Origin of the sequence: Pseudooceanicola endophyticus (assembly GCF_018760365.1) — a bacterium.
GTDB lineage: Bacteria > Pseudomonadota > Alphaproteobacteria > Rhodobacterales > Rhodobacteraceae > Pseudooceanicola > Pseudooceanicola endophyticus.
On the sequence record NZ_JAHIAB010000017.1, the window covers coordinates 70,387 to 83,203 of the forward strand.

A 12,817-nucleotide genomic window follows, 5' to 3' on the forward strand; every position below is an offset into this window, starting at 1 on the left:
AATGAGCAAATCCCTCAAAGTCACCATCGCCGGCATCTCCTTCGATGCCCGGTTCGAGGAAGCGGCCGCGCCCCGCACCGTCGCCGCCTTCCGCGCCCTGCTGCCCTACACCAGCAAGGTCGTGCATGTCCGCTGGAGCGGCGAAGGCGTCTGGATCCCCCTGGGCGAGACCGACTTCGGCCTCGGGTACGAGAACCACACCAGCTATCCCGCCCCGGGCCAGTTCGTCCTTTATCCCGGCGGCATCTCGGAGACCGAGATCCTGCTGGCCTATGGCGGCGTGCATTTCGCCTCCAAGATGGGGCAGCTTGCCGGGAACCATTTCATCACGCTGACCTCGAACCTCGACAAGCTGGCCGAGATCGGCCCGAAGGTGCTCTGGGACGGGGCGCAGGACATCCTTTTCGAGGAAGTCTGAACAGACGGAAGGTGGCACGGCCATGACGACGACAGAACCCCTCTCCTTCGGGGCGCGCCTGCGCCAGCTTGCCGCCGAGCGCGGCGCGGCAGAGGCCCTGCGCTTCCTGCCCGCCAGCGGCCCGGAGCAGGTCTTCAGCTGGGCGGCGCTGAACGACATGGCCGACGGCTTTGCCCGGGCGCTGAGCGCGCGCGGAGTCGGCCAGGGCGACGTGGTGGGCTTTGCCCTGGGCAATATCCCCGCCCATGTCGCGCTGGCCGTGGCGATCTGGCGGGTCGGCGCGACGACGATGGTCCTCGATCCCGGCATGAAGGCCGAGGGGATGGCGGCCATGAAGGCGCGCAGCAAGGCGGCCCTTGTCATCGCCCAGACGCCCGGACGCGGCGACATCTCTCTGAGCGACTTCGAAACGCTGGCGACGCAGCAACCGGCAACCGAGGTCCCCGACAGGATTTCGACCCCCGGCAAGATCGTGCTTTCGGGCGGCTCCACCGGCCTGCCCAAGATGATGTGTGACGACCGCCCCTTCACCCGCATCCCCGGCGCCAGCTGGGGCCGGGTCGCGCCGCGCCTGGGGTTCCGTTGCGATCAGGTGCAGCTGGTCTGCGGGGCCATGTCCCACAACGCGCCCTTCACCTGGGCCCAGAATGGCCTGTTCGAGGGCAACCGCCTGGTGCTGATGGAACGTTTCGACGCGCTTCGCGCCTTGCAGGTGATCGACCGTTATCAGGTGGGCTTTGCCATGCTGGTGCCGACCATGATGGTGCGGATGCACGACCGGCTGGCCGACAGCGGCGCGACGCTGGACAGCCTCCATGCGCTCTATCACACCGGCGCGCCCTGTGCGCCCTGGCTCAAGCGCGCCTGGATCGACACCCTGGGCCCCGGGCGCGTGACCGAGATGTACGGCTCGGGCGAGAATACCGGCCAGACCACGATCACCGGGGCCGAATGGCTGGCCCATCCCGGATCTGTCGGGCGCGGCTTCGAGACCGAGATCCGCATCTACAGCCCCGAGGGCACCCTGCTGCCCGCAGGCGAAGCCGGAGAGATCTTCATGCGCCCCGACGACCTGGGCGGGCGCAGCCATTATGCCGGCCCCGATGCCCCCCGCCCCGAGCGCGATGCCGACGGCTTCCAGAGCATCGGCGATGTCGGCTGGCTGGATGGGGAAGGCTACCTCTACCTTGGCGGGCGGCGCGATGACGTGATCAACACCGGCGGAGTCAAGGTGCATCCCGAAACCGTCGAGGCCGTGCTGCTGCAACATCCCGCAGTGGCCGATGCCGTCGTCTTCGGCGCCACGGACCGCGAATGGGGCCAGCGCGTCATCGCCTGCATCGAGGCCAAGCCCGGCACATCCCTTGATCCCGGGGCCCTGCGGCAGTTCTGCGCGACCCGCCTCAGCCCGCAGGAGGTGCCCAAACAGGTGGCCCTGCGCGACACCCTGCCCCGCGACGGTTTCGGCAAGATCCGCCGCAAGGCCATTGCACGCGACTGGGAGGCCGAGGCCCCCGCAGGCTGAAAACCGGCGCCACGGGGGCCGGTTTCCGGGCCGCTTCGGCAGGCCCCGCCAGCGGCCGCCCATAGTATTTGAAAAACGAATTCTCTGCCGCTTCATGATTATAGAAAGCTATATTCTAAGGCCGCCGGGACTGACCTAAACAGTCGAAAAGACACATCAGAGGGATCATCATGGGTGCACTCGACGGAATCCGTGTTCTGAGCTTCAACCACTTCCTGTCGGGCCCGGCGGCGGCGCAGCATCTGGGCGATATTGGCGCGGACGTGATCACGGTGGAGCCGCTGGGCGGCGCGTTCCAGCGCAACTGGGCCGTGGCCAACCGCTTCGTGGGAGAGACCTCGGTCAACCACATCACCACCGGGCGCAACAAGCGCTCCATCGCGGTGGACCTGAAGTCGCCCGACGGCATCGCGGCGGTGAAAAAGCTGATCGCCACCGCCGATGTGGTGATGGAGAACTTCCGCCCCGGCACGCTTGAAAAGCTGGGCCTGTCGGAGGCCGAGATGCGCCGGATCAATCCGCGCATCATCTATGCCACCACCACCGGCTACGGCGTCGATGGCCCCTATGCCAAGCGGCCCGGTCAGGACGTGCTGCTGCAGGCGATGGCGGGCCTTGCCGCCCATACCGGCAGCATGGAGGGCGGCCCGGTCATGGTGGGGTCGGTGCCGATCGACCACCACGCCGCCGCACTGACCGTGGCCGGCATCGTTGCCGCCCTCTTCGAGCGCGAGCGCACCGGCACCGCGCGCCGCGTCGACGTCAACATGCTGCAGGCCGCAATGGATCTTCAGGGCGAGTCGATCACCGCCTGGATGAACGGCGCGGACCATGCCGGCCCCCGTGGGCGCGAAGGCATGGGCACCTGGTTCAGCCCCGCGCCCTACGGCATCTACGCCACCACCGATGGCCATGTGATGATCTCCATGTCGACGCCGCCGCAGCTTTCCGGGGCGCTCGACCTGCCGGAACTGGCCGCGCTGTCGGCCGAGGACGGCTTCAGCCAGCGTGACGAGATCTCGCGCAAGGTGACCGAGGGCATGGCGAAGCTGACGACCGCCGAGGCGCTGGAAAAGCTGACCGAGGCCGGCGTCTGGCACGAGGAGGTCAAGGATTACGACGGGCTGCGCGGCAACCCGCAGATCCAGCACCTTGCCGCCTTCACCGATGCAACCGATGCCGCGGGCGAACCGCTGGTCATGCTCTCGCACCCGGTGCGCTACGACGGCGAAGTGCCGGCGGTGCGCAGCCTGCCCGGCGCCCTGGGCGGCCAGAGCCGCGAGATCCTGGCCGAGGCCGGCCTTGAGGAGGCCGAGATCGAGCGCCTGATCGCGACCGGCGCCGTGGTCCAGACCAACAAGATGCGCGGCTGAGGCCGCACGCCCCGAACGTCAAGGAACAGACACGATGGAATTCGCGATTTCCGAAGAGATGAAAATGGTCACCGATGCGGTCGGCCGTTTCGTCCGCGAGAAGGTCCAACCGCTTGAGCAGGCAACCGAGGACGCGGCGCAGATCCCGCCCGCGCAGCTGGCGGCCGTCCGGGCCGAGGCCCAGGAGCTTGGCTTCTACGCCATGAACATGTCCGAAGAGGTCGGCGGCGCGGGCCTCGGCGTCATGGACATGTGCCTGGTCGAGGAACAGCTCGGCCAGACCTCGGACGCGCTGATCCGGCGTGTCTTCGGCCAGGTCTACCCGATGCTGGAGCAGTTTAAGGGCGACCTGCGCGACACGTACCTCTACCCGACCGTGCGCGGAGAGAAGATCTGCGCCATGGCGATCACCGAACCGGGCGCGGGTTCGGACGCCGCCGCGATCAAGACCAATGCCCGGCTGGACGGGGATGAATGGGTGCTGAACGGCACCAAGCACTTCATCTCGGACGGCGACATCGCCGATTACGTCATCGTCATGGCGGTGACGGATGCCGAGAAGGGCGCGCGCGGCGGCATCACCCTGCTGATCGTCGACAAGGGCACCCCCGGCTTCCAGGTCGCCCGCAACCAGCCGATGATGGGCCACCGCGGCTATGGCCACGCCGAGCTGTTCTTCGACAATGTCCGCGTGCCGAAGGGCAACGTGCTGGGCGAGGTCGGCAATGGCTTCAAGGTCATGATGGCCAACGTGGGCGGCATCCGCCTGGGACATATCGGTGCCCGCGCCGTCGGCATGGCGCAGCGCGTGCTGGAGATGATGCGCGAACACGCCGCCACCCGGAAGCAGTTCGGCCAGCCGATCGGCGATTTCCAGATGGTCCAGCAGATGATCGCCGACAGCGCGATGGAGATCTTTGCGACCCGCATGATGGTGCTCAACACCGCCTGGGAGGTCGATCAGGGCATGGATCCGCGCGACAAGGTCTCCATGGTCAAGGTGCAGGCCTCGGAAATGCTGGGCCGGGTCGCCGATCGCGGCATCCAGGTCTTCGGCGGCTACGGCTTCACCAAGGAACTGCCGCTGGAACGCATCTACCGCGACGCCCGCGTCACCCGCATCTACGACGGCACCTCCGAGGTGCACCGCATGCTGATCGCTCGCTCGGTGATCAAGCGCGGCCTGACCCTCTGAGCCCAAAGGATCCCGAACATGAGCGCACTTCCCGCAGCGGGCGACAGCATCACCTTCCGCAAGACCATGACGGTGGCCGAACAGGGCTTCTTCACCGGCATCACCGGCAACATGACAAAGACCCATGTCGACCGCGCCCATGCCACCCAGGCCGGGCTGACGGATATGTCGGTCTTCGAACTGGCGGCTTCGGGGCTGCTGACCACCGCGCTTGGGCGTCTGGCCGGACCGGACTGGCGGATTGGCGCCTTCTCCGTCGCCTTTGCCCGCGCCTTCCCGGTCGGCAGTTCCATCGCCGCGACCGCCACCGTGACCTCTGCCGACGACAGCGCCATCGCCTGCGATCTGGCCGTGACCCTTTCGGATGAAACGGTCATCACCGGCACCGCGCGCATGGTGCCGCTGGGGGCCTGAGCATGTACGACATCCGCAATATCGACGCGCTGACCGTGGGCGACCGGGTCAGCGTGTCGAAGACCATCACCGAAGCCGACGGCGCGATGTACATCGCCGCCACCGGCGATTTCGGCCCCGTCCACGTGGACGAGGGCTATGCCTCGACCACGCGGTTCGGCGAACGGCTGGCCCCGGGCATCCTGGTCGCCGGCATCTGCACGTCTGTCCTGACGGCGGAACTGGTGGGCACGGTCGGCGTCTCGATCCGGGACAGCTTCTGGTTCACCGGGGCCGTGCGCTACGGCGACACCATCACCTTCGACATCTGGATCTCTTCCAAGGACGAGGAGAACCGGACGGTCGACTGGCAGGCCTCTGCCAGGAACGAAGAGGGCGTCGAGGTGCTGAAGGCCGACGCCACGCTGAAATTCCCCAGAAAGCGAGTGACCCAATGACCATGACCGGAAAACACCTGCGCGGTATCACGGTGGCCACGGTGCTGCCCTTCGACGAAAGCGGTGCCATCGACTGGGACGGCTACGCCGCCGTGCTGGACCACTGCGCCCGGCCCGAGACCACCGATTGCGTCTTCGTCAACGGCCATGCCGGCGAGGCCACCGCGCTGAGCGATGCCGAGAAGATCGAGGTGATCAAGCGCACGAAGGCGCAGATCGGCAAGGAGCAACCCCTGCTGGCCGGCGTCGTGCCCACCGGCATCCCCGATGCCCTGCGCCAGGCCGAGGCCGTGCGCGAGGCCGGTGCTGACGTCGCCGTGATCTTCCCCCCCGAGGCGCTTGGCGGCGGCAATGCCAACACCATGGCGGCTGTGAAGATGTACGAGCTGCTGGCGCGCGAACTTCAGATGCCGCTGTCGCATTTCCAGTTCCCCATCGCCTCGGGCTTCGGTCTGGCGACCCCGGTGCTGGCCGAGATCGCCAAGATCCCCGAGGTCATCGCGATCAAGGAAGGCTCGGCCACCATGCTGGCCTATGACGAGAACCGGCGCGCCGTGAAGGCCGCCGATCCCGATACCGCGATCCTGCCGTCGAACTTCAACTGGTTCTTCTCGCAGGTGGCGCTTGGCGGCGACGGCATCCTGTCGGGGCTGGCAAGCCTCGTGCCCGGGCTGCTGGCGGATCTGTGGCAGGCCTCCGAAGCGATGGACCTGGCGAAGATGCGCGCGGCCAATGACCGCCTCTACCCGGTGGTGCGCGCGATCTACGGGCCGGCGCCGGTGATCGACATGCACACCCGCATGAAGGATGGGTTGCAGATGATGGGCGTGATCAAGAACGCCGCCCCCCGCCTGCCGCTGCTGCCGCAGTCCGACGCGGTACGCGAGGGCGTCCGCAAGGCCCTGATCGCGGCCAACGTGCTTTGATGAGTGCGGCGCTGAACGGCGGCCTTTACGCGGCCACGATCTGTCCGATGACGGAGGCGGGCGCGCTGGATGGCGCCAGCCTGGAGGCGCATTTCGCAGCCGTGCTTTCCGATCCGGGGCAGACGGGGCTGCTGCTGAACGGCCATGCCGGCGAGGGGATCCACCTGTCCCGCGCCGAGCAGGCCGAGGTGGTGCGCATCGCCCGCAATGTTGCGGGCCAGCGGCGCATCCTGGCCGCCGTCAGCGCCGAAAGCACCGCCGCCGCCGTGGCCGACGCCAGAGCGGCGCTGGCGGCGGGCGCCGATGCCATCATGGTCTTCGCGCCCTTCTCATGGGCGCTCGGGGTCGATCCGCGCGCGGTGCTGACCCATCATCGCGGCATCGCCGAGGCGACCGGAGCGCCCCTCTACCTCTTCCAGGGCGCCGTGACCTCGGGCGGGCTGCATTACGATGCCGACCTGCTGCGTGCCCTGCTGGAGATCGACGCGGTGACCGGCATCAAGGAGGGCAGCTGGGAGGTGAAGGCCTATGAGACGACGCTGCGCACCGCCCGCCAGCAGCGCCCGGATGTCGCCGTCATGGCCTCGGGGGACGAGCATCTCTTTGCGTGCTACCTGCTGGGCAGCGACGGCTCTGCCGTCAGTCTTTCCGCCCTGGTGCCCGAAGCGATCACCGCCCTCGACAGCGCCGTGCGTGGTGGCGACATGGACCGCGCGCGCCGGATCCACGCTGCGCTCTTCGATCTGGCGCGCCGGATCTACGCCCGCCCCGGCCATCTGGCGGCGGCGCGGATCAAGTGCTGCCTGGCCGAGCTGGGCCGCATCGCCAGCCCCGCCTGCCGCGCCCCCACCCCCCCGATTGATCCCGCGGAGCGTGCCGCGCTGATGGCCGCGCTTCGCCCCTGCCTGGAGATGAGCCCATGACGGCCCCGCAAACCCAAACCCATATCGTCTTTGTCGATGTCGATCCCGCATACGAAGACGCCTTCAACGACTGGTACGAAACCACCCACCTGCCCGACATCCTGGCCTGCCCCGGCTGGCTGGATGCCCGGCGCGAGATATGCCTGGAAGGCGGCGCGCGTCACGTCGCGATCTACACGATCACCGGGCCCGAAGCCTATGACACGCCCGAATTCCATGCTATCAAGGGCTTCGGCCCGTTCAGCGACAAAGTGAAGAACTTCCACCGTGTGCGCCTGACCAACGGCTGACACCTTCTTGCGACGGGGCAGAACCATCGCCGACATGCTGAACCTGCGCCAGCTCGAGATCCTTCGTGCCGTGGTGACCTTCCGGACCACCGTCGGCGCGGCGGAGCGCCTCGGCATGTCGCAGCCGTTGATCTCGAACACCATCCGGCACATCGAAAGCGTGCTGGGCTTTGCCCTGTTCGAACGGGTCAGCAACCGCCTCTCGCCCACCGAAGAGGCGCTGATCCTGCTGGAGGAGGCCGAGCCGCTTTTCCTGCTGCGCGATGCGGTGAACCAGCGCGCGACCGACCTTCGGGTCGGCCGCATCGGGCGCATCCGCATCGCCTCCACCGCCGAGCTGAGCGAGGCCGTGCTGCCCCGGGTCATCGCCGATTACGCCCGCGACTATCCCCGCATCCAGATCTCGCTCGAGACCCGCCCGCTCGACAGTGTCCTGCAGGTGGTCGAAAACGGCGTCGCGGATGTGGCCTTCGTGCTGGCCCCCTACGAACGCCAGGCGCTGCATTACGACAGTATCGCGGACCTGCGCCCGGTCGTGCTCTGCGACGAGAACGATCCGGTGGCCCGGCTTGAGGCCGTCGGGCCGCGCGACATCCTGGAACGCCCGCTGATCGGGCCCCAGGTGGCGACCCGGATCGGGCTGATGCTGGCCGACAGCTTCCGCTCTGCCGGGCTGGACTACCGCCCCAATATCGAGACCCGCTTCATGAACGCCGCCGCCCGCATCGTGCGCGAGGGCTGGGGCGTCGCGCTGATCGACGAGCTGTCGGCCTTCACCGCGCTGCGCCCCGGGCTGGTGATCCGGCCCTATGCGCCCGCCCTGCCGCTGGAGCTTTCGGCGGCGATGCAGAAGACCAAGACGCCGTCGCGGCAGACCCAGAGGTTCATCAAGGCCTTCCGCGAACGGGTCGCGATCCGACTGGCCGAGGTGCGCGCGGAAAGCCAGCGCAGCATCGGCTGAGCCCTCAGGCCGTCATCCCGCGCATCTCCTTCAGCAGCGCCGCCCCGGCCTCGACGATCAGGTTTGTCTCGTTGGTGGCGACGATGGCGGTGGCGCCCAGATCCAGCGCATGGCTGCGCAGCAACGCCCCCGGCAGCCCCATCACGCCAAAGCCGATGCCCGCCGCGCGCGCCGCCGCCGCGATCCGCGCGAAGGCGGCACGGACCTGCGGATGCGCCAGATCCCCGCGATGGCCCAGCCCGTCGGCCAGGTCATTGCTGCCGATCATCAGCATGTCGATGCCCGGAACCGCCGCGATCGCCTCGACCTCGGACAGTCCGGCGGCGCTCTCGATCATGGCAATGACCTGGGTGTTCTGCTCGGCCTCCCGGCAAAGCGGCCCGGCGGCCACCACGCGGTAATCCAGCGCCGGCAGCGGCCCCGGCAGCGCCCGCCGGCCCCGGGGCGCGAAGCGGCAGAGCCCCGCCACATGCCGGGCCTGGGCGGCGCTGTCGACATGGGGCACCACCACGCCGCTGGCGCCGCAGTCGAGCACCCGCGCCACATCTGCCGCGGCGGGCCCCGTCACCCGCCCCCAGAGCGGCAGACCGGCGGCGCGCGCCGCTGCCGCCGCCTGGGCCATGTCGCCCAGGGCAATCGGGCCATGCTCCATGTCGATCACCACGAAGTCGAACCCGGCCCCCCGCGCCAGCAGAACCGACTCTGCCCGCCCCAGCAGGCAGAAGGCGAGGCCGAAGGCGGCGGACCCGGTGTTTTCAGACTGCCCATCATTTGATCGCAGCTGCATGGCGCGCTCCATTTTTGATCAGGTGTTTAGGTGTATAGCGATATAGTAGATCAGATTTTCGCTGAAAAATGCAGTTTCTTCCAAGAACGAATACTTCCCACCCCGATATTTATAGACCCGAGACTTCATTGCCCCGACCCAGCCGGTAACCTTGGGCGCACCGGGCGAAGACACAGCCAGGTCCCGCGGCCCAGCCGCCAAAAAGCCAGAAACCAAGGAGGTATCTCCATGCTAGACCGGGCGACCAGAGCCCCGCAGGCCCCCGCCGCTTCCGGCCTCAAGGCTGGCATCACGCTTTTGAAAATGGGCCTGACCCTGTTGCGCCGCCTGGCCGATATCCTGGCGCTCCTGCTGCTGGCCTATATGGCCTGCACCATCCTTGCCCAGATTATCGGGAGATATTTCTTCAATTATTCAATTGCCTGGACGGAAGAGACCGCCACGTTCGCACAGGTCTGGCTGACCCTTCTCGGGGCCGGGATCGCGATGCGATACAATCAGCACGTCGGGGTCGATTTCCTGATCAGAAAAGCTCCGCTCTGGATTCAGCGGCTGTTCCAGGCGGCGGGCCTTGTCCTCGGGGTCTGGTTCCTGGGCGTGGTGGTCGTCGGCTCCACCTCGATGCTGGCCATCGGCTTCATGGTGAAATCCCCGGCCCTGCAGATCCCGATGGCGGTGCCCTACTTCGCCCTGCCCGTGGGCTTTGGCTACTTCCTGCTGGAGTTCGCCCTTGCCACCCTGCCCCGGGTCTTCGATCCGATGGCCGGTGCAGAAGGCGCGGCGGAGGCAGAGGCATGATCCTGGCAGGTGGCGGTTTCCTTCTTCTCCTCATCTCGGGCCTGCCCATCGTGCTGGCTCTTGGCATCTCGGCCCTGCTGGCGATCGAACTGACGACCAATGTGCCGGTCACCATCGTGGCGCAGAGGATCTATGGCGGCATCAACTCCTTCACGCTGATGGCCATTCCCTTCTTCGTGGCCTCGGGCCTGCTGATGGAGGCCGGCGGCATCGCCCGCCGTTTCGTCAACCTGGCCGGTGCGCTGGTCGGCTGGATCACCGGATCGCTCTATCTGGTCGCCATCGTCACCGGCACGGGGCTGGCGGCGATCTCGGGCTCGGGCTCGGCCGATACCGCGGCGATCAGCGCCGTGATGACCCCCGAGATGCGCAAGCGCGGCTACGACATCGACCTGGCCGCCGCCGTCATCGCGGCCTCGGGCTCGCTTGCCTCGATCATCCCGCCCTCCATCGTGATGATCGTCATCGCCATCACCGCCAACCAGTCCATCGGCGCGATGTTCCTGGGCGGCATCGTTCCGGGCCTGCTGGTCATGGCGGGGCTGATGGTCGGTTGCTGGCTGCATGCCCGCCGCGATCCCGCGATCAGTGCCGACCGAGAGGTCTTTACCCTGCGCCGCCTGGGCGAAAGCTTTGTCTCGGCCGCGCCCGGCCTGCTGGTGCCGGTCGTCATCATCGGCGGTATCGTCGGCGGCGTCTTCACCGCGACCGAGGCCGCCTGCGTCGCCCTGTTCGCCACCCTCGCCATCACGCTTTTCATCTACCGGGAGCTCAAGCTCTCGGATCTGCCGCGCATCTGCCTGCGGGCCATCAGCCTCTCGGCCACGGTGCTGATCATCATCGCCACCGCCTCCGTCTTCACCTGGTTCATCGCCACCCAGGGCTTTCCGGCGCTGCTGCGCGGCTGGCTGACCGGCATCACCGCCAACCCGGTGGTGTTCCTGCTGATCATCAACGTGCTGCTGCTGATCGTCGGCATGTTCATGGAAAGCACCTCGGCCGTGCTGATCCTGCTGCCGATCTTCCTGCCCATCGCGCAAAGCTACGGCATCGACCCGGTGCAGTTCGGCATCATCACGGCGCTGAACCTCTCCATCGGGCTGATCACCCCGCCCTACGGCATCTGCCTCTATGTCGCCGCTTCGGTGGCCGGGCGGCGGATCGAGCAGGTCTCGCGCCGGGTCTGGCTGCCGCTGGCCTGCATGCTCGTGGTGCTGGCGCTGGTGACCTATGTGCCGGCGGTGTCGCTCTGGTTGCCCTCGGTCGCGATGTAGCCCCCCGTTTCAAGACCAAGACCACCCCAAAACCAACTCGCAAGAAAGTATCCAGGATGTCCAACAGAGTGCTGACCACCCTTGCCACCGTCGCGGCCCTTGCTGCGGCCCCCGCCGCCATGGCCGCCGATTTCACCTTCAAGGCCGCCCACACCAACGCCGCCGGCGAGGTGCAGGATATGGGCATCCAGAAGATGCAGACGCTGCTGGAGACTTATTCCGACGGCAAGGCCACCTTGCAGGATTTCCCCGGCGGCCAGCTGGGGGATGAGCAGCAGACTGTCGAGGGCGCCATGATGGGCCTGCTCGACATTTCCATGACCTCGAACGCGATGCTGTCGAACTACATCAAGGATTACAAGGTCTTCGACCTGCCCTTCATGAATTCGGACGTGGTCGGCCTGGGCCAGAAGATCGACGACAACTGGGATCTGATGGAGAAGGACGCGAATGCGGCGGGCTTCCAGCTGCTGGCGGTGTTTTCCTCCGGGATCCGCCACCTGATGACCAAGCAGCCGATCACCTCGATCGACGATCTGAAGGGGCTGAAGATCCGCACCATGCAGAACCCGGTGCATGTTGAGGCCTGGCGTGACTACGGCGCCAACCCGACGCCGATGTCCTATTCCGAGCTTTACGGCGCACTGCAATCGGGTGTCGTCGATGGCGCCGAGGGGGCCACCACCGGCTATGTCGGCATGAAGTTCTACGAGGTCGCGCCCTATTTCACCACCATCGGCTGGCTGAACATGACCGCGCCGGTGGTGATGAAGAAAACCCAGTTCGACAGCCTGCCCCAGGACGTGCAGGACGCGCTGATGAAGGCCGGTCACGAGGCCGCCATCTGGCAGCGCCAGTTCGTCGTCGATCAGGAGAAGCCGCTGCTGGAAGAGGCCCGCAAGGCCGGCGCGCATATCTCCTCCATCGACACCCAGCCCTTCGTCGATGCCACCCAGCCGCTCTACAAGACGGCGGTGACGAGCGAAGGCCAGAAGGCCCTGTTCGAGGCCCTGACCAAGTGATCCGGCGCCGGTCCGCCCCTGAAACGGGGTGGACCGGGGAGGCCTTTGGCCGGGCCAGATGATGTTCTGGCCGCCCGCGGCCATGCCGGCCTGCAGTGCGGCAGAGGCCCGCCGCCATCGGGGCGGGCCCTGCCCCCGGCTTACGGGCGATCCCGAGGCGGGCCGCCTCGGGCACCGGCCTTTGAACCCTCCTCCGGGGCCATCTCCGGAGGGGGATTGGCTGTCGGTGACGGCCCACATACTCTCCGGGCGCCACGGCAACGCGGCACCCCTCAAAGACAAGGAATGCGACCATGAAGATCCTGGTCCCGGTGAAACGGGTGATCGACTACAACGTGAAGGTCCGTGTGAAGGCGGATGGGAGCGGGGTTGATCTTGCCAATGTGAAGATGTCGATGAACCCGTTCGACGAGATTGCCGTGGAAGAGGCGATCCGTCTGAAGGAGAAGGGCGTCGCAACCGAGGTCGTGGCGG

14 protein-coding genes and 1 pseudogene are annotated in these 12,817 nt (G+C 67.2%); 14 read left to right on the forward strand and 1 reads right to left on the reverse strand.

Annotation, left to right across the window (positions count from 1 at the left end; translation table 11 throughout):
- The first annotated feature begins 1 nt into the window (after position 1).
- From KM176_RS22450 to KM176_RS22495, 10 genes are all read left to right on the forward strand, one after another.
- The gene (locus tag KM176_RS22450; RefSeq protein WP_160896873.1) at positions 2 to 418 is read left to right on the forward strand and encodes a DUF3830 family protein; all 417 of its coding nucleotides are present in this window, start codon (positions 2 to 4) and stop codon (positions 416 to 418) included.
- A 22-nt stretch (positions 419 to 440) separates the two neighbouring features.
- The gene (locus KM176_RS22455; protein ID WP_160896874.1) at positions 441 to 1,943 is read left to right on the forward strand and encodes a class I adenylate-forming enzyme family protein; all 1,503 of its coding nucleotides are present in this window, start codon (positions 441 to 443) and stop codon (positions 1,941 to 1,943) included.
- 170 nt (positions 1,944 to 2,113) lie between these two features.
- Positions 2,114 to 3,316 (forward strand): CaiB/BaiF CoA transferase family protein, encoded by a 1,203-nt coding sequence (locus tag KM176_RS22460; RefSeq protein WP_160896875.1) that lies wholly within the window; start codon positions 2,114 to 2,116, stop codon positions 3,314 to 3,316.
- Positions 3,317 to 3,350: 34 nt separating this feature from the next.
- The gene (locus KM176_RS22465) at positions 3,351 to 4,511 is read left to right on the forward strand and encodes an acyl-CoA dehydrogenase family protein (protein WP_160896876.1); all 1,161 of its coding nucleotides are present in this window, start codon (positions 3,351 to 3,353) and stop codon (positions 4,509 to 4,511) included.
- A gap of 18 nt (positions 4,512 to 4,529) precedes the next feature.
- The gene (locus KM176_RS22470; RefSeq protein WP_160896877.1) at positions 4,530 to 4,925 is read left to right on the forward strand and encodes an acyl dehydratase; all 396 of its coding nucleotides are present in this window, start codon (positions 4,530 to 4,532) and stop codon (positions 4,923 to 4,925) included.
- Positions 4,926 to 4,927: 2 nt separating this feature from the next.
- Positions 4,928 to 5,362: a MaoC family dehydratase gene (locus tag KM176_RS22475; protein ID WP_160896878.1), complete on the forward strand. Its 435-nt coding sequence runs from the start codon at positions 4,928 to 4,930 to the stop codon at positions 5,360 to 5,362.
- The gene (locus KM176_RS22480; protein ID WP_160896879.1) at positions 5,359 to 6,288 is read left to right on the forward strand and encodes a dihydrodipicolinate synthase family protein; all 930 of its coding nucleotides are present in this window, start codon (positions 5,359 to 5,361) and stop codon (positions 6,286 to 6,288) included. The genes KM176_RS22475 and KM176_RS22480 overlap by 4 nt, the downstream gene beginning before the upstream one ends.
- Positions 6,288 to 7,211 (forward strand): dihydrodipicolinate synthase family protein, encoded by a 924-nt coding sequence (locus KM176_RS22485; protein WP_160896880.1) that lies wholly within the window; start codon positions 6,288 to 6,290, stop codon positions 7,209 to 7,211. Before KM176_RS22480 ends, KM176_RS22485 begins: the two co-directional genes overlap by 1 nt.
- Entirely contained in the window at positions 7,208 to 7,501 is a 294-nt protein-coding gene (locus tag KM176_RS22490) for a DUF4286 family protein (RefSeq protein WP_160896881.1), read from the forward strand. Before KM176_RS22485 ends, KM176_RS22490 begins: the two co-directional genes overlap by 4 nt.
- Positions 7,502 to 7,508: 7 nt before the next feature.
- Positions 7,509 to 8,462, forward strand: a complete 954-nt coding sequence (locus KM176_RS22495) for a LysR family transcriptional regulator (RefSeq protein WP_236045429.1) — start codon at positions 7,509 to 7,511, stop codon at positions 8,460 to 8,462.
- A gap of 4 nt (positions 8,463 to 8,466) precedes the next feature.
- On the opposite strand, the gene KM176_RS22500 is transcribed toward KM176_RS22495, so the two are convergent.
- Entirely contained in the window at positions 8,467 to 9,249 is a 783-nt protein-coding gene (locus KM176_RS22500) for an HpcH/HpaI aldolase family protein (RefSeq protein ID WP_160896882.1), read from the reverse strand.
- A 228-nt stretch (positions 9,250 to 9,477) separates the two neighbouring features.
- On the opposite strand from KM176_RS22500, the gene KM176_RS22505 reads away from it, so the two are divergent.
- From KM176_RS22505 to KM176_RS22520, 4 genes and pseudogenes are all read left to right on the forward strand, one after another.
- Positions 9,478 to 10,047 carry a TRAP transporter small permease gene (locus KM176_RS22505; protein ID WP_160896883.1) on the forward strand — a complete coding sequence of 190 codons (570 nt, stop codon included), beginning with the start codon at positions 9,478 to 9,480 and terminating at the stop codon, positions 10,045 to 10,047.
- Entirely contained in the window at positions 10,044 to 11,321 is a 1,278-nt protein-coding gene (locus KM176_RS22510) for a TRAP transporter large permease (protein ID WP_160896884.1), read from the forward strand. Before KM176_RS22505 ends, KM176_RS22510 begins: the two co-directional genes overlap by 4 nt.
- Before the next feature lie 56 nt (positions 11,322 to 11,377).
- Positions 11,378 to 12,343 carry a TRAP transporter substrate-binding protein gene (locus KM176_RS22515; protein ID WP_160896885.1) on the forward strand — a complete coding sequence of 322 codons (966 nt, stop codon included), beginning with the start codon at positions 11,378 to 11,380 and terminating at the stop codon, positions 12,341 to 12,343.
- Between the two features lie 293 nt (positions 12,344 to 12,636).
- Positions 12,637 to 12,817: pseudogene (locus KM176_RS22520) on the forward strand (electron transfer flavoprotein subunit beta/FixA family protein); the annotation flags it as partial.